Raw genomic sequence first — 21,090 nt, 5'->3', positions numbered from 1 at the left:
TTATTTATTTCAAAATGAAGATCTCATCTGCTTTCAAAATTAAATATTCTGACATCATCCCCTCTTTGCATAGGACAAGATTATTTAAAGATAAGGCATTTTTGTCATAACTTGGCTTTAAGGCATTATTTTTGAGACTTTCAGCTTGGATTCTCCGATGAATCCTTACATTTACGTTTAACTAAAAATCGAAAAATGAATATTTTAATAGAAAAATTCAACACACCATATCACTCAGCACCTTTCGGTGACATTAAAAATGAAGATTACCTTCCTGCTTTCAAGGAATTAATTCAAAAATCTGAAGAAGAAATCAATGCTATCGTTGACAACCCTGAAGCACCCACTTTTGAAAATGTTATTGAGGCATTAGCTTATTCCGGTGAGCAACTGGATGTGGTATCGAATATCTTTTTCAATTTAAATTCTGCTGAAACCAGTGACGAAATCCAACAGATTGCCCAGGAAGTTTCCCCGATTTTAACGGAATACTCTTCCAAAATCTCTCAAAATGAAGCCCTTTTCAATAAAATCAAAAAGGTATATGATGAAAAGGAACAATATAACCTTAATGAGGAACAGGAAATGCTTTTGAATGAAACCTATAAAGGTTTTGTAAGAAGTGGTGCCCTACTGAATGAAGAAGACAAAGAAAAATTAAAGAAGATCAGCATGGATCTTTCTATAAAATCCCTACAATTCGGACAAAATGTACTGGCTTCTACCAATGCTTATTTCAAACATATTACAGATAAAGAACAATTAGCCGGAATTCCGGAAGCGATTGTTGAACAATTTGCTGAGGAAGCTAAAGAAAGAAATCTTGAAGGCTGGGTGGTTACGTTACAATATCCAAGCTATATCCCATTCATGACGTATGCTGAAAACCGTGAACTGAGAAAGGAACTGGCATTGGCGAATGGTAAAAAGTCTTTTGATGGTGGAGAATATGACAATCAAAACCTCATCAAAGAACTTCTCCAGTTAAAACAACAGAAAGCTGAACTTTTAGGCTATAAAAATTATGCAGATTTTGTTCTGGAAGAAAGAATGGCAAAATCTCCGGCAAAGGTTATTGACTTTCTCAATGAGCTTTTAACGAAGGCTACTCCTTACGCTGCCAAAGAAATTGACGAATTAAAATCTCTGGCAAAAGCCAATGGAGTTGAAGAAATGCAAAATTATGATCACGCTTTTTATGCTGAAAAATTGCGTAAAGAAAAATATGATCTTAATGATGAAGAACTGAAGCCTTATTTCCCGTTAAATCAAGTTCAGGATGCTGTTTTTGGATTGGCAGGTAAACTATTCGGATTAACTTTTGAAGAAAGAAATGACATTCCGAAATACCATGAAGATGTAAAAGTTTATGAAGTAAAAGAAAACGGGAATTATAAATCTCTCCTTTATGTAGATTATTTCCCAAGAAAAGGGAAAAGAGCCGGCGCATGGATGACCAGCTATAAAAATCAATATAAGCAGAATGGAGAAAACTCCCGTCCGCATATTTCTATTGTTTGTAACTTCAGTAAACCTACAAAAGATACCCCTAGCTTGCTGACCTTCCAGGAAGTAACGACTTTATTCCACGAATTCGGACATGCTCTCCACGGAATGATGGCTGACACTCAATATCCTACTCTATCAGGAACTTCTGTAAAATGGGATTTTGTGGAACTTCCCTCTCAATTTTTAGAAAACTTCTGTTATGAACCTGAGTTCCTGAAAACATTTGCCAAACATTATAAAACCGGAGAAGTTCTTCCTGACGAAAAAATTGAAAAGATTGAGCAGTCTAAAAACTTCATGGAAGGATACCAGACTTTAAGACAACTAGGTTTCGGATTACTGGATATGAACTATCATACAAAAGTTGCAGAGCTGGAGAATGAAACTGTAAAAGAGTTTGAAGATCAATACACCAAAGCGACAGCACTTTATCCAACCAATCCTGAAACCGCGATGAGTCCAAGTTTCTCTCATATTTTCCAGGGTGGATATTCTGCAGGATATTATTCTTACAAATGGGCAGAAGTATTGGATGCTGATGCATTCCAGTATTTTAAGGAAAATGGAATCTTCAACCCTGAAATTGCATCCAAATACAAAGTACTTCTTTCTTCAGGTGGAACAAAAGATCCTATGGAACTATATAAGGCGTTCAGAGGAAGTGAGCCCAAGGTAGAAAGTTTATTAAAAAGGGCTTTTGGATAGTAAAAAATTTAATACGAAGGAAAAACCTTCAAAAACAAATGAATAACATATCACAAAGACTTGAAAATGTAAAAAAACTCCAGGCGAAAAGGTGGGAGAATGAAGATCATTGGGATGAACTAAACGATCTTTTAGTGAAAGAATTAGATGAAATTCTGCTTATTGAACCTGAGAATACTTCTGCACTCATCAACATGGGTGCAATCTATTCCGATATGGGAGAAAATGAGAAAGCTTTGGATTATTTAAAAATGGCTTTAAATCTGGGCTCGGTAGATAAAAACCTTTTCGTAAATCTGGCCATCGTTATGATTTATATGGAAAAGCATCAGGCTGAATATTTAGAATATCTGGAGGACGCTGAGGGAAAAATTGAGAATCCGCTTACTTTTAAAGCTTATTTTGACCCTCAATCTCATTAAAATTATGATAGAGAAATTAAAAAAATTAGAAGCAGCTTTTAATGAGTCATTAAAGGCTGCTCTTGTCAATATTACCCCTGAAAAGATTGATGAAATCCTCAACAACAGAGATTCTTCAGAATTTTCTGATGCATGGATGAAAGCATACCAGGCAGTTGATGGAAAAGAAATAGACGAAGAAACCGAAGATGCTGTTACGCATATCCGTAAAGATATTTTTATCTCTATGTTCAAAGCTACCAGTTCTTCTGAGCTGCCAGCGTATATTTCTGATGACTTTGGATTAATTTCGTCTTACTATATTCACGATATTGAAAACAGTTGGGTAACCAATTTACTGTTTACTTATCTTAAGCATCAGATTCCTCAGGGAGACTTGATGGATACAGAGAAAACGATAAATGAATTGATTCAATAAATCAGAAAAGAAAAATAATCTATGAAAAAAACGCACCTACTCTATTGCCTTCCGTTTCTATTCTTTTTACACTGTAAAGAAGAAAAGAAAAATTCAATTTCAGAAACTCAATCACCGGAAGTTAATCAGGTAGAAAAAACAGATTCTTTGGTTACTACAAGAATTGATTCTTCCCAAGTTCCAAAAGCATTAAAATATAAAGGAAATTTCAAAGAAGGATTCCAATGGAAAGATAAAACAGGAGAATATATAGTTGTTACATCTGAAACCGGAAAGTACAGAAATGAAAATTTTCCTCATGAAAATGATGATAGTGCAGATGCTGAAGTTTTTGGGCAATCTTACTCTTTAGAAAATAATCAGCTGGTATGGAAAGTCAATGATTTTGTCAAAGACTGTATGGTAGATATAGATGCTGAGTTTAAGAAAAATACTTTAAGCGTAACAGATCTTGATAAAAACGGTATTGCTGAAGTCTGGATCATGTATAAAATTGCCTGCAAAGGTGATGTAAGTCCTTCAGATTTAAAGATTATCATGTATGAAGGAAAGCAAAAGTTTGCCATGCGTGGACAAACAAAAATCCGAACAGGAATGGAAAATCATGGTAAACCTGTATTTGAAGGAGGATCTTATACCTTTGATAAGGCTTTTCAACAAGGCCCAAAAACTTTCAGGGATTATGCTGAAGAATTATGGAATAAGAATAGGGAAGATTAATTGTCTGTGATTTTCTACTTTGTCCTAAAAATCAATACATTTGACAAATAAAAACGATATCATAACCTTAAAAATTTAAATCATGTTTTTAGCAATTGTACTTCCTTTTCTATCTTTTATTGTTAGGGGAAAAGTTCTCACCGGAATCATTTGTTTTTTCTTACAGATTACCTTAATTGGCTGGCTTCCTGCTGCCATCTGGGCAGTGATGTCTTTAAATAATGAAAGAGCCAATGAGCGGAACGAAAAATTAATCCGTGCTGTACGTGAAAGTCAAAAATAAATCATTTGCAATTTATACTCAATCCTTTATTTACATAAAGGATTTTTTTTTGAAAAATTTTGAATCAGCGTTTTAAAACTTTTTCAGCTAATAATCGTAAATTTATAGTTCATTAATTCCGTTTAAAAGCTGTAAATTTTTCCCGCCATGAAAGAAAATAAATACGATAACCCGTCTTTTTTTGACCAGTATGAGAAGATGCTCCGTTCCCAGTTGGGATTAGAGGGAGCCGGAGAATGGCATGCCCTGAAAAATATGTTACCGGATTTTAAAGATAAAAATGTGCTTGATCTTGGCTGCGGATTCGGGTGGCATTGTCGGTATGCTATGGAAAATGGAGCAAAATCTGTTATTGGTATTGATCTTTCAGAAAAAATGCTGACCAGAGCACAAGAAATTAACAATCTCGAAGGAATTCTCTATGAAAGAAAAGCATTAGAAGATGTTGATTATCCCGCAGAACAATTTGATGTTATCTTAAGTTCATTAACACTGCATTATGTGGAATCATTCGATAGAATTTCTCAAAATATCTATCGATGGCTTACTTCAGGCGGCCATTTTGTATTCTCTGTGGAACACCCTGTTTTTACTGCTGAAGGAGGTCAGGATTGGATGTACAATAAAGATGGAGAGAAAATAGCCTGGCTAGTTGACCGGTATTTTATGGAAGGAAAAAGAAATACTACATTCTTAGGGGAAAATGTCATCAAGTATCACAGAACTGTTACCTCCTATCTGAATGTCTTATTAAAACATGGCTTTAAGATCAAAGAAATCATTGAACCTGAACCTAATCATGAAATGCTGAAAGAGATCCCAGAAATGAAAGATGAACTCCGAAGACCCATGATGTTACTAATTTCAGTAGAAAAATAGAAACTTATTTACCCGGTATACAACAAAAATAATTTTTAATGTCACTTAGTATATTGTATAACATAGTAATTAAAATAATACATATCTTTGTATAACAAATTACATGATATGATTACCAAAAAATTAATAACCTTCCTAATAGCTCTGCTGATTTGCAGTACTGTGGATGCACAATTACTCACCCAAAAAAACGAAAAGAAAATAGACAGCCTCATACTTACCGGATTTGGAAACCAAGATGAGCCGGGAGGTGTTTTTATGGTCGTTCAAAAGGGTAAAAGCCTTTATAAAAAAGCTTTCGGAAAAGCTAATCTGGAACTTGGTGTTACAATGACGCCTGAACATGTTTTCCAAATCGGTTCTATGACCAAGCAATTTACTGCTGTAGCTATTCTAATGTTGGAACAACAAGGAAAACTTAAGGTAAATGATCCCATCTCAAAATATATCACAGATTATCCTAATGGTGATAAAATCACGATTCATCATCTTCTTACCCACACTTCAGGAATTAAGGATTTTACAAAGATGAAAACTTTGTCTTCCATTGCTCAAAAAGAAATGGAACCCAAAGCTATGGTTGATTTTTTCAAAAATGAACCTGTTGATTTTGCACCAGGTGAAAAGTTCGATTATAATAATTCAGGATATGTTGTTCTTGGTTATATTATAGAGCTTACTTCAGGAGATACCTACGAAAATTTTATCAAAAAAAATATTTTTGATAAAATTGGGATGACCTATTCTTATTATGCTTCAGACCGAAAAGTAATTCCTCAAAGAGCTTACGGATATCATAAAAAAGAACATGGATACGTGAATAAGACTATTATTAGCTTCAGTGTTCCTTTTTCTTCAGGCTCACTGATGTCTACCGTTGATGATTTATGGAAATGGCAACAAGCTTTGAATCAAAATATACTATTAAATCCTCAACAAATTCAAAAAGCCTTTCAAAAATATAAACTTAACGATGGGGAAGAATTTACGTATGGCTATGGATGGCATTTGAAAGAAATCAACGGAACTCCGGATCGCGAGCATGGCGGAAGTGTATTTGGTTTCAAAAGTATGGGCGTTTATATTCCTGATGCAGATATTTATGTAGTAGGGCTAAGTAATTGTGATTGTCATTCTCCAACCGATATTACCCGGGATATTGCTAAAATAAAATTAAGTGAAATAAAAGCACCCTTAAAAAAGCCTTAAAACAAAACTCCAACGACGATGAATGTCATTGGAAAAATTAGCACCTGGATGATTCGGTGGATTTATCTTCGTCTTTCGGGAAGAACAGACTGAGGAACTTTAAAAATACACACAAGTACAATCGCCAAACATAGAATATTAATCAGTATTGCTATGGTAAAGGCATTATGATAATGCTGTATTAAAGGTTTTTCTCCCAATAAATAATAAAATACACTTCCAACAACAACAATTCCCATAATTGCAGCAATCTGCTGAAAGGTATTGTAAACACCGGAAGCATTTCCTATTAGTTTTTCAGGCATTCCGGAAAGCGCAATATTGGCCAGTGACGGAATTACAGAACCTACTCCTAGCCCATGTAAAAATAATAACAGATATAACTGGTAAAATTCAATGGATCCATTGAAGAAAATAATCTGAAGAACCAAAATCAGTATAATAAAACCAAGTCCTGCCACCAGGGCTTTTTTTCCATACCTCAGGATCAGTTTCACTGAAAAAGCTGAAGCCAGGATAAAACCTAATCCCTGAAAAACAATTACTTCTCCAGCCCTCAACGGATTAATCATTAATCCATCCTGAAAAAATAAAGAGAGAATATAGAAATAAGAATCCAGCATAATAAAGAAGAAAGAAACAGCTACAATACCCAAATTGAAATTTTTAAAGTGTAACAACTCAAAGTCAATCAGATAAGGCTTATTATTTTTCAGTTTATCTTTCTGATTTTTTATAAAGAAGATTAAAATCCCCATAGAAACAGCCATGAGCAATATATTCAGAACAGAAAAAATTTTCTTTTCAGAAACGGTAAGTGTATAAGTCATGCTGAAAAGCCCTGCAGACAACAGCAAAACACCCCAGTTATCAAAGGATTGTTTTGTAGTGACTCTGGATTCTTCTAAGTTTCTTACACTGAAAAATAAAGCTACCAGACAAATAGGAATATTGATCAGAAAAATAAGTCGCCAAGGCTCTTCTAAAGTGGTTAGAGATGAAAAATATCCTCCCAGAAACTGTCCCAGGATTGTCCCGATCCCAATGGTAATTCCATACCAGCCCATGGCTTTAGTACGTTGTTCATGATCCGGAAATAAGATCTGGATCATAGAAAGAACCTGTGGGGCCATTAATGCAGCGCTTATCCCTTGGGCTAATCTTGAGATCATCAGCTGAAGAGCGCCTTGTGAAATGCCACAGGTAATGGAACTTATCATAAAAAAGACCAAGCCGATAATGAAAACCTTCTTTCTTCCATATACATCACCCAAGCGTCCACCAGTAATAAGAAAAGAGGCAAACCCGATGAGGTAAGCAGCAATCATCAATTGCATTTCTCCGTTAGATGCCTGAATATCATGTTGTATGGAAGGTATGGATACATTGATGATAAAAATATCCATGATTGTAAGCAACTGACCAAACAGTATAACAAATAATTTCAAATAGTTACGTTTCATTTTTATATAGATATATCTATTTTTTAATTTATAAAAAAATTAAGGTAATAAACCCTGAATCATTTTTTTCACCATATCAAAAGAGTCATTTTTCTTAGTAATGGTGGAAGTTACTACCGCTCCTTCTATCAATAAAAATATATTTTCGATGATTAAATCAGGATCTGAGCATTGCTTTCCTTCACAATATTCATGCACAATCTCACGGATAATTTCTTTCTGTTTTTCTTTATGATTTTTTGCAAAACCGGATACTGCCGCATTCCCCTCTCCTATTTCAGAGACAATTTTAATGAAATGACATCCTGCGAACTTTGATGATTGCTGTAGTTTTTTACGATAATCAATGATTGCTGATATCTTTTCTTTAGAATCAGAAAGATAAGCAATACTTTTCTCAAGACCTTCAAACCAATCCTGCTCTTCTTTGATTAAATAAGCCTGAAGAAGATCATTTTTGGATGCAAAATGATTATACAGCGAACCAATAGCGATATCAGCTTCAGCAATAATCTGATTGATTCCCGTAGAATTATAACCTTGCTTATAAAATAATTCTGAAGCTACTCTGATGATCCTGTCTCGCACTTTTTCTTTTTTCATCCTGAAAATTTTAGCAAAGCTAAGTAAAAAATAGAGAAGTCTATCTATTTTTATAATAAAGAATTTCTCTCTGTTCATTAAAATTCTTCTTCATGAATCATTATTATTGATAAAATAGCCCGATATTTAAGCTATAAAAGACAAGCCATGTTCAACATTTTCAAGAAGAAGAAAAAAATTAAAGCTAACCTTCATTCTGTAACCATTCCCGATCAGGCATGGACAAAAGTTTCGGAAGATAATGAAGCTATAAGATGGGTAAATCCACAACAATCTGCCTTAATTGTCCTTCATTTTTTTGATAAAGAACCTGATCTTCCTACGGCAAAAGATCTTGATTACCTACAAAAGTTTTATCGAAATATTGCAGCAGCATCTAATGGTGGTATTATTGAAACGGATATTATTCATATCCATAACATCCCTTGTGTAAAAACCATTATTAAATATCCCCAACAGGAAACAGGGATGATTTATATTGCTTCCATCACTATTCCTTTTGAAAATTGCAGTTATGTAATAAAAATTCAGGCTGATGAAATAGGAATTACAGGGATGAGAGATGCGCTTATTCTTGACAGATTACACAAAGCCGGAGAAGTCGAAATTGATGAAGAAAATATGAAAAACTGGTTCGGAGATCCTTATGATCCGGAATTTAAGCAGGGAACTTTAATGAATCAGTCTGAATTGGAAAAATACGATCACGAATTCCCTGAGCATCCACTTTCCATCACCAGATCTCTTCTTAGATCCATTGCTACAACAATGATTTTCAAATCAGAAATAAAAGCGCTTCCTTCATTTAAAAAATAAATAACATCTCAATGAATTCATCCAATCCTGTAGTTTATTTTGAAATTCCTGTACATGATCTTGAACGTGCAGAAAACTTCTATTCTGCTGTTTTCAATTTCAGTTTCGAGAAAGACATCATCGATCATTATGAGATGGCCCTCTTCCCTTTTGAAGAAAAGAACAGTGGCATTACCGGTGCACTGGCTAAAGGCGATGTTTACAAACCTACCAAAGATGGGGTTATTATTTATTTTAAAACCGAAAGTATTGATGCTACCCTTGAGAAAGTTCTTCAACATGCAGGAACAATTCTTTATCCCAAAAGAACAGATGAGAAATATGGTTTTGCAGTGGCAGAATTCGAAGACTCAGAGGGAAACAGGATTGCTTTGCATGAAACAATGAGTAAGGAAGATGGAGACTGAGAGATGGAAGTTATTAAGTACATAAAAGAAAAAACTCCACTATTGAAACATTGAGCTATAGAAGTATTTTATAAAATAATTTATTACTTCTGTGTTAAATGTGAACCCCATAAGCACATAGGATTATTATCAATGACTGTTTTCGGTCTAAAATAACTTTTGAAACGCTTTTGGCATCAAAAAGATCTATGTTTCTATGTGGTTTACAACTTCCTGCCTCGATCTTTCAGCTTACATCCCCAAATGCATTCCATTCATCGCATAACATTTTTCAATCTATGTTTCAGCATATTTTGTATCTTTAATTACCATTTCAATAAAAATATTTGGTAATTCGTTATGACAGAAGAACTTTATTTCATCAAAACCAATCCAAATATTGCCAAAATCAATTTGTACAATAAGCTTTGTCGTGAAGAGGAAAATTTTCTGAGCTTTCTCCAGCCTGATGGAAGAGCAAGTCTTGAAATCATCAAGGATAAAGTAAAAGATTCTGTGGAAGAACTTAACAGACAAGAACTTTTAAATATATTTTTATGGTTTAGCAAAGCTTACCCTTCTGATCATGAAGAAATAAAAACTCAGCTGTTTATCAATGGAATTGATCTTTTTTATGAAATTCAATCCCCATTACACACTGCAAATTTCCTACAGGTTCTTTCTGATTATGAAAAACTTTCTCAGGAAAATATGAATTATATTGTCAATGCTCAGAATTTTAATCAATTCCTGATCTACGGAATATTCCTTACAGAAATAATCAACAGGGAACAAGGTAAAGAAAACATTCTTTCTGATTATCTGAAACCTGATTACCCAACTTTATATACATTGGCAGAAAGTCATTCGGCATTAAAAAATATTGATGAAAAAAGCAATACAGATCTCCAAAAATACTTCAATGACCTGTATGACCTGACTAAATTTTATAAAGGTTCTATTATTCAGCTATAATTCTAAACTTCCTTTAAAAGTTCTGGATTCTTTAGTAAATAATCAAAGGCTTCCTTTACAGCCTGTTCAGGACTTTTTGGATTAAAACCCAATTCATTTCTGGCTTTGGAAATATCAAAATCCTGTTGCAATCCGGAAAACATTGAAATATCTTTCCTCGTCAATACCGGAGCTTTACCACTCAACTTTGCCGTGAATTCCATCAAAGCAGCAATCGTATAAAGAATTCCTTTGGGAACAGAATTGGGAACTTTTAATTTTAGATCCGGATATAGTCTATTGGCCAAAATCGTTGTATCGGTAATGGTCATGCATTTTTCATTGGCCAGAATATACCGTTCTCCAGAGCGTCCTTTTTGGGCTGCCAGATAACATCCTTCCGCAACATCTTTCACATCTACCCAATTCAGGGTAATCTTTGTATCTACGGGAATCTGTTTATTCAGAATAAGCTTTAGTACTCCATAAGATACATTTAAAGGCAGAAATGATTCACTTCCAATCATCGCAGATGGCATAACGGAAACAAGTTCTACCCCAAGCTTTGCTGCCAGTTCAAAAGCTAATTTTTCACCATCATTTTTAGAATTATAGTACATATCCCTACGATCCGGATTATACCCATTGCTTTCCTTTATGGGTAATTGAGTATAATCAAGTGCTGCAATAGAACTTACATAGACTATTTTCTTTACTCCAGCTTCGGCTGCCGCTTCAATAGTATTTCGGGTTCCTTTGATATTGACATCATAAATTTCTTTCTTAGGATCTTTAGCCCATAATTTAAAGGAAGCTCCTACTGCATAAAAGGTTTCTACTCCCTGAAGAGCTTTTACAAAAGAGGCTTTATCTGTAATATCAGCCTGCATCAGCTCGCAGTTCAGTCCTTCAAAAGGTTTTGTATTTTGGATATTGCGTACTGTTGCCCTTACCTGAACGCTTTGTTTCAATAAAAACCTGACTAAATTATTTCCTAAATGTCCATTAGCTCCTGAAACGAGGCTTAGATTATTCTTTGTCATTGCATTGATTTTAATGCAGCAAAGTTCATGCTCCTGCTTACGAAACCACTTGACTTTTGTTAGTTAATTATTTTTCTTCTGATTCTGCTCAGACTTTCCGGTTTCATCCCCAAAAATGAAGCAATATATTGAATAGGAACATGCTGAATAATTTCCGGATAATCCTTTAATAGTTTAACATAGCGTTCTTCGGCGTTCAACGTTGACAATTCTCTGGAACGGTTTTCATTATAGGCAATAGAATGCTGAAATACTGAAATACTAAAATCTTTCATTACCTGACTTTCAGCGACAAGATGATCGAGATCTTCTTTGCTAATTCTCAAAAGTTCACAGGCCGTAATGCACTCCACGCTATGATCAGAAACGGTTCTGTTGATAAAATGAGAATAAGAGGTGAAAAATCCGGGTGGACAATTGATATGTGTTGTTACTTCATTTCCGTTCTGATCCAGATAAAAAAGTCTGAGATACCCCGAAACAATATAATAAAGATAATTAGGAACCTTACCAGGCTCTTCTATCACAGTATTTTTTAAAAAAGATACAGGCTCGAAATACTGTTGAACCATTTCAATTTCTTTTGGAGAAAAATCATGGCTGGAACACATGTATTGTAGAAGCTTATCGTGCATTGAAGTTGAGTTTATATCTATTACAAAAATAATCAAAAGAATACTCAAATATTTTTGCAAAGAAAAAGATTTTTCACAGCCCCATGTAATATTCTCTGCAAAATAATTGTCTTGTATAAAAAGCTAAATATGAACCGGAAAATTATTCTTCTTTTAAGTCTTGTTTCATCTTCATTCGCATTGGCACAAAGTGTAGAAGGGACTGTTACAGACAAAGAAAATAAACCGATAGCGGAAACTGAAGTACTCATCACAAAAAATGATATTAAATTTTCTGCAATCACAGATGAAAAAGGTTTATTCAAAATTCCTTTGAAGGAGGATGGGAATTATCTACTTGAGATTATAAAAGACGGGGTAAAAACCAACAGTGAGAAAATTACAGTAAAAGGAAATGCAAGAAAGGACATTCAGATCAAGGATGAACCTGTGGTACAGAAAGTAGAAGGAGTAACCGTTACTGCAATGAAAAAATTATTCGAGAGAAAAGTAGACCGTTTGGTCTTCAATGTTGAGAATTCTGTAGCATCTCAGGGAATTGATGCTATAGAAGCTCTCGCTAAAACACCTATGGTAAAAACCAGTGACGAAGCGATAAGTATTGCCGGGAAAAGTAATGTCGCTGTAATGATTAATGACAGACTCCTGAACCTGAATGGACAGGAACTTATCAATTATCTGAAGACAATCCGTTCTGATGATATTCTTAAAATTGAAGTTATTACCACACCTCCTGCAAAATATGATGCAGAAGGAAAAAGCGGACTCATTAATATTATTCTTAAGAAAAATGCCAATCTGGGCTGGAATGGTTCCATTCAGACCTCAGGAAATTATTTTTGGGGAAAACCTACCGTTTCTTCCAGAGGAGGTGCTACCTTTAATTATCAGGGAGAAAAGCTCTCATTAAGTACCAATCTATCAGCCGGAGATAACTATTGGCAGTATAATATTTACAATAATATGTCCGGTATCACCAATAACAATTACTGGAACAAAGATGGTGACAATCTTAATAATTACAAATACAAAAGCGGAAATATAAAGGCTGAATATAAGATCAATGATAAACATCTTTTCGGAATCAACTATAACTACTCCCATAGTAATCCTAAAGAAATAGGCGTAAGTGAATCGACCCGTTTCAATGGAAAAGAAATCATTACTATTTCTTCTGATTTCAACAACAGAAACAGCAGAGATGTTCATAATGCCACTGCATTTTATGAAGCTAAAATAGACAGTACAGGAGGAAAGCTGAATGTAACAGCTAATTTGATGCTGAATAATTCCAACGCGAGAAACTTCTCCAATACCTATACTCCGCAAGAAGTTTATACCATGGCTAATCCTATCAGTAAATACAGAATTTATTCAGGACAGGCTGATCTGGAAAAAACATTTGGTAAAATAAAAACAGAATCCGGGCTAAAGTATACAAAGATCAAAAATGATTCGGAGTTTAATTTCTTCGACATTATCAACGGACAAAATCAGCTTAATGCCGGTAAAACCAATACATTCCTTTATAACGAAGAAAACTATGCTGCTTATTTTTCAACCAACTTTAAGATCAATGATAAATGGGATGCAAAGGCGGGACTACGTTACGAATACACAACACTGGAGGGTATTTCTATGAATGATAATATTTCCACAACGATCAAATATGGTAAATTCTTCCCCACGGCTTATTTAAGTTATAAGCCTAATGAAAACAATTCTTTTTCACTAAGCTATTCCCGCAGAATTTCACGTCCTTATTTTGGAAATCTGAATCCATTTAAGTATTTCACCTCCAACTTTGAGTATACTACCGGAAACCCGTATCTGCTCCCTTCATTTTCGGATAATTTTGAATTCGGATATGTTTTGAATAACAAATTCAACATTACGCTGTATCACAGTTACAATAAAGACAGCTGGGACAGAATTCAGATGATAGATGAGAATTATAGATACACCATTGCTAAGAATTTCTATAATGAAAATCAAACCGGAATCAATATCAGTTACAACTACAACAAATTGAAGTGGATGGAATCTAATATTTTTGTTAATGGCTATTATACCAAAGCAAAATCTTATGACCCATCTATTCTGCCTGTTCCTCCAGGATATAGTGCCAATATCAACATAGACAATAGTTTCTTCCTCAATAAAGATAAAACAGTGACTTTCTTACTGGGATTTTGGGGAAGCCTTCCTAATAGAGATGGAAATACCTATTACTACACCAATTCTTCATTGTATACAGGGCTAAAGTTGAGTTTTATGGATAAAAAACTTCTTGTCAACCTTTATTTGAATGATGTACTGAATACCAACCGTGAAAAAGGAATCGAGTATTATCCGGATTACAATATTGATTACCAATACAAAGGAATAACCAGAAACGTTCATCTTTCCCTTACTTATAAATTCGGAAATAACAATGTAAAAGGAGCTACAAAACAGGTGAAATTTGAAGACTCCAACAGAGCAAATGGTGGTAATAATTAAGACCCCATTCTCTTTAGCATAAAAAACAAAAAACAGGATAAAAACAATAACCCGCGACCGGCAGTTCCTTTTCAATAAGGTTCTGCCGGTCTTTTAAAATAATCTGCATTTTAAATAAAACTTTGTGTCAAATTCAAAAAAGCTTCAAATCTTTAATATTGATCCAATGTACTCCACCCCTTTTTTTAAAACAGAAAATGATCTGATCTTAAAAAAGTAATACAACATTCCTCCAAGAAAATAGGATAATACATCAAAAATATCCCCTGTGAATAAAGGTGAAAGTTTCGGGCAAAGGATTTCAAACAAAAAAGATAGATATAAAATGGATGTGAGGACAAATTTAAAATCCGGTTTCCAGTGAAATCCCAACAATGAATTCATGATATATTCTATCAGATAACAGTACATCGGAATGGTAATAAAATCAGTAAAATGATTATTGATAACAGGAATAAAAATACCATTCTTTCTCAGCAGGATCATCACTGCCCAGACAGCCAATCCCAACAAAAACCAATATGAAATCTGCTTTTTCATCACATGTGCAGTACGGCCATGATAAATCCGATGATAACCTGAAGTACTTTGGCCATGATATCCTGAATATCGGTTTCATTGTTCTTTTCACTCTTTCCAGCAGCCTCGTAATCAAACTTTTGTTTTCCTTCCATTGTAATAAGATTTGATATAACAAATATACCTAAATTAGAACAATTGTTCTAATTTTTAAAATATGATTTATTACCAGCCTTTATTATTCTTATCTTTGAAAGATGAGCACAAAAGAAAAAATTTTGTTCAAGGCACTGGAACTCTTTAATGAAAAGGGATACAACAATATTACAACAAGGCATATTGCAGCTGAACTTTCCATCAGCCCGGGAAATCTTCATTACCATTTCAGGCATTCTGAAGACATCATCAAAATCCTATTTGCTGAGCTTACCCTTAAAATGGATGAACTACTGAACAAAATGAAGGCAAAAGAAAACAAAACATTGGAAGATCTTTACATTTTAACCTCTTCTACTTGTGAAATTTTCTATCATTATCGGTTCATTTTTGTCAATCTTGTTGATGTATTAAAAAAAATCCCGGAGGTTGAGGCAAAGTATGAAGGAATTAATTTTAGCAGAAGAGAGGAGTTTCAATTGATCTTCACCGATCTTCAAAAAAACAATATTTTAAAAAAGGATATTCCTGATTTTATCATCAATAGTCTTACCGAACAGATTTTTATTCTAGCAGACAACTGGCTTACTCACAACAGACTGATCTCAAAACTGAATAAAAAAGCCGCTATTGAGTCTTACACCCTTTTACTGATGAATCTCTTCTATCCTTTACTCAATAAAGAACAGCAAAAAATTTATGAAAAACAGTACATCCAATAATCCAATCACCATCAGAAAATCAAACCAGGAAGATCTTTCTGAGATGCTGCTGCTTTTTAAGGATACTATTACAGCTGTTTGCAAAGAAGATTACAATACAGATCAGCTGGAAGCCTGGAAATCCGGATCAGAGAATACAAAAAGATGGCTGAACGTCATGGAAGAACAATATATTCTAATTGCTGAGTCCGAAAATAAAATAGTTGGTTTTTGTACCCTTGACCAGGGAAATTATATCGATTTGTTATTTGTTCATAAAGATTATCAGCATCAGGGAATTGCTTCCCAGCTCTACCACCTCATCGAGGAAAAGGCTTTAGAGCAGGATCAAAAATTACTGACTGCTGAAGTCAGCAAAACGGCAAAACCTTTTTTTGAAAGGATGAATTTTAAGGTCATTCTGGAACAAACAGTGCATGTAAAAGGGATTGATATCATCAATTATAAAATGGAAAAATACTTATAACATGATAAAAAACATATAAGCGTATTTTTAAGAATTTGTGGCACAAAATTAGCTTCAGAAATGGCAAGTAAAATTGTTTTGAACCATTATTTTAGACCATTAAGATACGTAAATGGTTAAGTTTTTTCTTTAAAAAACAAATCTTGTTATAACCACTACACTACATCTTAATGGTTTAAATATTGGAACTTCAGGAGAAATCCTATATATTTACAATATTAATGAAACACTTAAACAGCATATTGCGTCTTCCATTCTTCAGTGAATATTACACTCCGGGCTATCGTTCGGGAAGACTTTCTATATCTGTATTCTAAATTAAATAATCTAATTAACATATAGAGCCCGGACAGTATTGTCCGGGCTTTTTTCATTTAAAACTATTCAACATGATTAATACATTACAAGAAAATGTCTCTATTATTCTGCCTGAAAACGGATTGGAAGAGAAATTAAAACAAGCTAAAGAAGAAAATCGAACACTTTCTATCAAATTAGGGTTTGATCCTACTGCTCCTGATTTACATCTGGGACACGCCGTTGTTCTTAAAAAACTGAAGCAGTTTCAGGACCTGGGCCACCAAGTTATTATTGTAGTGGGAAGTTTTACCGCAAGAATTGGTGATCCTACCGGAAAGAACAAAGCAAGAAAACCATTAAGTACTGAGGATGTTCAGCATAATGCACAGACTTATATCAATCAGCTCTCGAAGATTATTGATGTTGAAAGAACAAAGATTGTCTTCAATTCTGACTGGCTTGACGCATTGAATTTTTCTGAGGTGATTCAACTGCTATCAAAAGTTACGGTTGCACAGCTGATGCACAGAAATGATTTTAATAAAAGATTTACAGAAAATACCCCTATTGCCATGCATGAATTGGTATACCCTATTCTTCAGGGCTTTGATTCTGTAAAAATTGAGTGTGATATCGAAATGGGAGGCACCGATCAGCTTTTCAACTGTACGATGGGAAGACAACTACAGGAGGTTCATCAGATGCCGGCGCAGATTGTAATGTGTATGCCGCTATTGAAAGGATTGGACGGAAAGGAAAAAATGAGCAAGTCTTTGAACAATATTATCGGGTTAACTGATGAACCGAATGAAATGTTTGGAAAAACCATGTCTATTCCTGATGCATTAATTGATGAATTCATCGACCTTACCACTGATTTTTCAATGGAAGAGAAAGAGAGCTTAAAATCAAAAATAGAAAACGGTGAAAACCCGATGAATATAAAAAAACTCGTGGCTAAAAATATTATCCGTCAATACCATAATGAGGAAGCCGCTGAAAATGCAGAACTGTTCTTCAATAACCAATTTCAGAATAAGAATTTTGAAGAAAAAAACTTTGATCCTGTTTCTATCAGCGTACTGAATCATGTTCAGCATAAAACAACTATTCTTGAACTTTGTCATCAGTTAAAAAAAGACCTCAGCAAATCTGCAGTTCGAAGACTTATCGAAAGTGGCGGTGTGCAGATAAATTCTGTTAAAACCATAAATCCGGATGAGGAAATAGTGTTGACAAAAGAGGTCAAAATAAAGATCGGTAGAAGAAGCTTTTTTGAATTGGTCTAAAATAAGAGATTGAATGCCGGAAGTATAAAGAATTCTAAATTCAACAACTATTTCCGGTATTCCTCACCTCTCTAAGGTGATCTTTTTATTTCCAAGTCTAATTAAATCAATATCTTCGCCTTCAGAAATAAAAAAGTAATGACGCAGGCTGAAATCCTTACCCTGATTGATGAAGAATTATCCACAGATCATATAAAAACTGAACTTAGTCAACAAAAGATTGTCTGGATAGATCATTTGGGTACTGAAAATTCAGTGTCACCCCACCAAACAGCGATCAATAAAGATGGGATTATTGCCTGGTGGCAATGTAATGAAGCGGGAAAAGAAAAGGTTCATATCAGACTGAAAAAAAAGAAACTGCTTACATGGAAACCACCTATTAATACCTTGGGACAAGCAATTTTCCGGGATGGTCTTTTGTATTTTCATGAAAATTATCTTATCATTAAGTATAAAGATACTTATTATCAGAGATTGTTTATTTTTAATATCGAAACTTTAAAGGATGAAGAAATCCTTATCAATGCACTTACCATCCAGGTCAAAATAATAGAAAATGAGTTGTTTTTAGGAGGTCTTTACCCGGATGAAGAGTTTATAAAAATAACAATGTATCCGGATCGCATTGAAAAAGAAAATATTAATGAAGCATATCTTCAACAAAGAAATATTACATTTGATTAAACTTTAAATCAAGTTCAGGAAATATTGTTAAAGATAGGTACTTATTAATTTTTCCGGTCAGGGAAAGTATGGCCTGAAATTCGAATTAAAAAAACTATGAAAACTCCACTTACTTATCAAAAAGCTACAGAAAAAGATATTGATTATCTCCTTGATCTGAGAACAAAGACCATGGTTCCGCACTATGCAGAATCTAACCTTCCTACAGACCAGGAAACGACACTTCAACGGATCCTCTATCAGTTTGACAAGGCCTCTATTATTTTTCTGGACCATAATCCTATTGGGCTTCTGAAAATAGATCGAGCAGATACCAATATCGATATATTACAGCTTCAGATTGATCCCAGCCAACAAGGCAAAGGATTAGGAAGAATGATCCTGGCTGATATTTTAGAAGAAGCTTCTGCAACAGGAAAAACGGCTTCTTTAAGTGTTTTAAAAACCAATAAGGCTCAGCATCTATATTCGAGTTTAGGGTTCAAAATCGTAAACGAAGATGAGCATTCTTACTTCATGAAGTTCTCTCCTTTTTAGCACAAATACTTTACACTAATAATCTTATGCAGAAAGCTTTTAACTTAAAGTTTTTTAAGTGTGAAAAGAGCTTTTGTGATTTTTATGGTTGATTTTATTTTCCCACAGATACGGATTTTCACAGATAATTGTACAAAAAATCTGTAGAAATATTTTACTCTCGTTGATTGAGCAGATGATTGTGTAAAAATCTGTAAGAGTATAAAAAAATAGAGGTTTGGTCTAAAGCCATTGGAGTTGGGTAAAATATAAAAAAGCGGGCTAAAACCCACTTCTATTGAATTTAAATACTTTTATTTTATTGTTGAGATTATATTTACGGCTTCATTCTCCTCGCTTTCTGCCTAATTGAACTACTGATTTGCCATTGTTACATAGATTAATCTTCCTCCATCTTCTGCAGACAACAATATTTTCTTTCCATCAGTCAGTTCAACCATAGATCCCGGCGGAATTTCTTTCTGTTCTGTAATATCTTTCATACCTGATAAACTTTGATTGACCAATACCCACTTTCCCTGATGAAATGTAAAATATCCTACAGGTATTTTATCCTGCATAGCCAGGTTTTCATTTCTAATCACCTTCCTTGAAACATGCCATTTGAACAAATATTGATTATGGTACACCATCAATCGGTGGTTTTCCGGTTTCCAGACCTCATCATCAAATCTAAAGTATAAATCAAGAACCGGAAGTGTTCCCTGATGTGGAGTTCCGCAGAAAGGACATTTCGGATTGCTGGTATTGTCAAAGACGTACCATTTTTCAGTACATTCCGGATTCTTACAAGGCTGTATCAGATCTACTGTTTTCAGCAAAGCTGTTTCCCATTCGTTGGCAGTGGGGCGCCTGATCGGGTCGTGTAATCCCTCTATAAATGTTTTTCTGAACAAATCTGTAATATACGGACCTGTTACGGTATAAGGGTTCTTTTGCGGATCGCCCCAGAAAACATCCCATTTCCTAAGATGATCGGCTCTTACATTATTGGAAGGATCATTAGGATGTTCTACAAACAGTGCTTTTTCACCCATAGATATGAGTTCATCCTTTTCAGAATCCAGATCCCAGATCTTTCCACCTCGAAGAGGGTGTCTTCTTAACAGATACATGTAAATCAAAACTGCAAGAGCATGCAGATCGGTTTTTTGATTAGGCAGATGTCTTCCCGGATCCTGAAGTCCCAAATGTTGGGTCTTTAAAACTTCAGGAGCTATAAAATCTGCCGTCCCTATGACTTCCGGTGGAAATAATTTGGGGACAACAAGACCATCAATATCAATAATACAGGCTGATTTGGTTACAGGATCTACTAAAATATTGTTATAAGACAAATCTGAATGAGCTAATCCCATCTGATGAAGCTTCTTTACTCCTCGGCTGATATTAATGGCAATCTGAAAATAGCTTAACCAGTCCCCAAGTTCAGACTGATCCAGCCTCAGTGGATACTGCGGATTTCTAAACATCGGAGCTGTAAACCATTTTCCTACTTTATCTTCACCCTGAATATTATCAGAACCTACATATCCTTTAGCAAAGAAAAATTTTTGATTGTAAATAGGAACAATAATTCCAGTCAGCCTATCTTTTTCAACAATATCATAAGGCCATCTGAATATTTCATTCAGAAAATATTCTGCAGCATTTCCATTTTGTATACTTTGAAGATAAATAGAAACAATTCTCATAATTCTTTCCTTCTGCCCCTCATCCAATGGATTTCTATAAAAAGCAACTACATACTTCCTATCCGGCGAGAAATAAACATCTTTTACTCCACCCTGAATGGGCTTTTCATCTACATACTCATAGGACTTGGCTGCATCCAGAACAGAAACAACCTTAATGGTATTTTTCATAT

General features: G+C 34.4%; 23 protein-coding genes. 16 read left to right on the top strand and 7 right to left on the bottom strand.

What is annotated here, in order from left to right; all coding sequences use genetic code 11:
- The first annotated feature begins 195 nt into the window (after positions 1-195).
- The 7 genes from EG344_RS15980 (at position 196) to EG344_RS15950 (ending at position 6,145) form a co-directional block, all read left to right on the top strand.
- Complete coding sequence (locus EG344_RS15980) at positions 196-2,214, top strand: M3 family metallopeptidase (RefSeq protein WP_123910297.1); 2,019 nt, start codon at positions 196-198, stop codon at positions 2,212-2,214.
- 38 nt (positions 2,215-2,252) lie between these two features.
- Positions 2,253-2,636 carry a tetratricopeptide repeat protein gene (locus EG344_RS15975; protein ID WP_123910295.1) on the top strand — a complete coding sequence of 128 codons (384 nt, stop codon included), beginning with the start codon at positions 2,253-2,255 and terminating at the stop codon, positions 2,634-2,636.
- A 4-nt stretch (positions 2,637-2,640) separates the two neighbouring features.
- Positions 2,641-3,054 (top strand): hypothetical protein, encoded by a 414-nt coding sequence (locus EG344_RS15970; protein ID WP_123910293.1) that lies wholly within the window; start codon positions 2,641-2,643, stop codon positions 3,052-3,054.
- 21 nt (positions 3,055-3,075) lie between these two features.
- A complete protein-coding gene (locus EG344_RS15965) occupies positions 3,076-3,774 on the top strand; it encodes a M949_RS01915 family surface polysaccharide biosynthesis protein (RefSeq protein ID WP_123910291.1) in 699 nt (232 codons plus the stop codon).
- 82 nt (positions 3,775-3,856) lie between these two features.
- Complete coding sequence (locus tag EG344_RS15960; RefSeq protein ID WP_185145564.1) at positions 3,857-4,057, top strand: YqaE/Pmp3 family membrane protein; 201 nt, start codon at positions 3,857-3,859, stop codon at positions 4,055-4,057.
- A 147-nt stretch (positions 4,058-4,204) separates the two neighbouring features.
- The gene (locus EG344_RS15955) at positions 4,205-4,936 is read left to right on the top strand and encodes a class I SAM-dependent methyltransferase (RefSeq protein WP_123910289.1); all 732 of its coding nucleotides are present in this window, start codon (positions 4,205-4,207) and stop codon (positions 4,934-4,936) included.
- A 108-nt stretch (positions 4,937-5,044) separates the two neighbouring features.
- Positions 5,045-6,145, top strand: a complete 1,101-nt coding sequence (locus EG344_RS15950) for a serine hydrolase domain-containing protein (RefSeq protein ID WP_123910287.1) — start codon at positions 5,045-5,047, stop codon at positions 6,143-6,145.
- A 62-nt stretch (positions 6,146-6,207) separates the two neighbouring features.
- Here the strand turns inward: EG344_RS15950 and EG344_RS15945 are convergent, their stop codons facing one another.
- Together EG344_RS15945 and EG344_RS15940 are read right to left on the bottom strand one after the other, a co-directional pair.
- The gene (locus tag EG344_RS15945) at positions 6,208-7,608 is read right to left on the bottom strand and encodes an MFS transporter (protein ID WP_123910285.1); all 1,401 of its coding nucleotides are present in this window, start codon (positions 7,606-7,608) and stop codon (positions 6,208-6,210) included.
- Positions 7,609-7,647: 39 nt separating this feature from the next.
- Positions 7,648-8,211, bottom strand: a complete 564-nt coding sequence (locus EG344_RS15940; RefSeq protein ID WP_123910283.1) for a TetR/AcrR family transcriptional regulator — start codon at positions 8,209-8,211, stop codon at positions 7,648-7,650.
- 147 nt (positions 8,212-8,358) lie between these two features.
- On the opposite strand from EG344_RS15940, the gene EG344_RS15935 reads away from it, so the two are divergent.
- From EG344_RS15935 to EG344_RS15925, 3 genes are all read left to right on the top strand, one after another.
- Complete coding sequence (locus EG344_RS15935) at positions 8,359-9,027, top strand: hypothetical protein (protein ID WP_123910281.1); 669 nt, start codon at positions 8,359-8,361, stop codon at positions 9,025-9,027.
- A gap of 11 nt (positions 9,028-9,038) precedes the next feature.
- Complete coding sequence (locus EG344_RS15930) at positions 9,039-9,434, top strand: VOC family protein (protein ID WP_123910279.1); 396 nt, start codon at positions 9,039-9,041, stop codon at positions 9,432-9,434.
- A 339-nt stretch (positions 9,435-9,773) separates the two neighbouring features.
- Positions 9,774-10,388, top strand: a complete 615-nt coding sequence (locus tag EG344_RS15925) for a hypothetical protein (RefSeq protein WP_123910277.1) — start codon at positions 9,774-9,776, stop codon at positions 10,386-10,388.
- 2 nt (positions 10,389-10,390) lie between these two features.
- On the opposite strand, the gene EG344_RS15920 is transcribed toward EG344_RS15925, so the two are convergent.
- Together EG344_RS15920 and EG344_RS15915 are read right to left on the bottom strand one after the other, a co-directional pair.
- Positions 10,391-11,410, bottom strand: coding sequence for an NAD-dependent epimerase/dehydratase family protein (locus tag EG344_RS15920; RefSeq protein WP_123910275.1), 1,020 nt, complete (start codon positions 11,408-11,410; stop codon positions 10,391-10,393).
- Between the two features lie 59 nt (positions 11,411-11,469).
- Positions 11,470-12,045: a Crp/Fnr family transcriptional regulator gene (locus EG344_RS15915; protein WP_123910273.1), complete on the bottom strand. Its 576-nt coding sequence runs from the start codon at positions 12,043-12,045 to the stop codon at positions 11,470-11,472.
- A 129-nt stretch (positions 12,046-12,174) separates the two neighbouring features.
- On the opposite strand from EG344_RS15915, the gene EG344_RS15910 reads away from it, so the two are divergent.
- Complete coding sequence (locus tag EG344_RS15910; RefSeq protein ID WP_123910271.1) at positions 12,175-14,547, top strand: outer membrane beta-barrel family protein; 2,373 nt, start codon at positions 12,175-12,177, stop codon at positions 14,545-14,547.
- 144 nt (positions 14,548-14,691) lie between these two features.
- Here the strand turns inward: EG344_RS15910 and EG344_RS15905 are convergent, their stop codons facing one another.
- Together EG344_RS15905 and EG344_RS24395 are read right to left on the bottom strand one after the other, a co-directional pair.
- Complete coding sequence (locus EG344_RS15905; protein WP_123910269.1) at positions 14,692-15,087, bottom strand: hypothetical protein; 396 nt, start codon at positions 15,085-15,087, stop codon at positions 14,692-14,694.
- Positions 15,087-15,221, bottom strand: coding sequence for a hypothetical protein (locus tag EG344_RS24395; RefSeq protein ID WP_262697020.1), 135 nt, complete (start codon positions 15,219-15,221; stop codon positions 15,087-15,089). The genes EG344_RS15905 and EG344_RS24395 overlap by 1 nt, the downstream gene beginning before the upstream one ends.
- Positions 15,222-15,323: 102 nt before the next feature.
- Here EG344_RS24395 and EG344_RS15900 point away from each other — a divergent pair, with 102 nt between their 5' ends.
- The 5 genes from EG344_RS15900 (at position 15,324) to EG344_RS15880 (ending at position 19,223) form a co-directional block, all read left to right on the top strand.
- Positions 15,324-15,944: a TetR/AcrR family transcriptional regulator gene (locus tag EG344_RS15900; protein ID WP_123910267.1), complete on the top strand. Its 621-nt coding sequence runs from the start codon at positions 15,324-15,326 to the stop codon at positions 15,942-15,944.
- Complete coding sequence (locus EG344_RS15895) at positions 15,922-16,410, top strand: GNAT family N-acetyltransferase (RefSeq protein WP_123910265.1); 489 nt, start codon at positions 15,922-15,924, stop codon at positions 16,408-16,410. Before EG344_RS15900 ends, EG344_RS15895 begins: the two co-directional genes overlap by 23 nt.
- 389 nt (positions 16,411-16,799) lie before the next feature.
- Positions 16,800-17,999, top strand: a complete 1,200-nt coding sequence (gene tyrS / locus EG344_RS15890; protein ID WP_123910263.1) for a tyrosine--tRNA ligase — start codon at positions 16,800-16,802, stop codon at positions 17,997-17,999.
- A 138-nt stretch (positions 18,000-18,137) separates the two neighbouring features.
- Positions 18,138-18,686, top strand: a complete 549-nt coding sequence (locus tag EG344_RS15885) for a hypothetical protein (RefSeq protein ID WP_123910261.1) — start codon at positions 18,138-18,140, stop codon at positions 18,684-18,686.
- Between the two features lie 96 nt (positions 18,687-18,782).
- The gene (locus EG344_RS15880) at positions 18,783-19,223 is read left to right on the top strand and encodes a GNAT family N-acetyltransferase (RefSeq protein ID WP_123910259.1); all 441 of its coding nucleotides are present in this window, start codon (positions 18,783-18,785) and stop codon (positions 19,221-19,223) included.
- Between the two features lie 353 nt (positions 19,224-19,576).
- On the opposite strand, the gene EG344_RS15875 is transcribed toward EG344_RS15880, so the two are convergent.
- Entirely contained in the window at positions 19,577-21,088 is a 1,512-nt protein-coding gene (locus tag EG344_RS15875) for a helix-hairpin-helix domain-containing protein (protein ID WP_123910256.1), read from the bottom strand.
- Positions 21,089-21,090: the final 2 nt, after the last annotated feature.

Source organism: Chryseobacterium sp. G0162, assembly GCF_003815715.1.
Taxonomy (GTDB): Bacteria; Bacteroidota; Bacteroidia; order Flavobacteriales; family Weeksellaceae; genus Chryseobacterium.
This window is presented reverse-complemented; position numbering and strand designations above follow the sequence as displayed.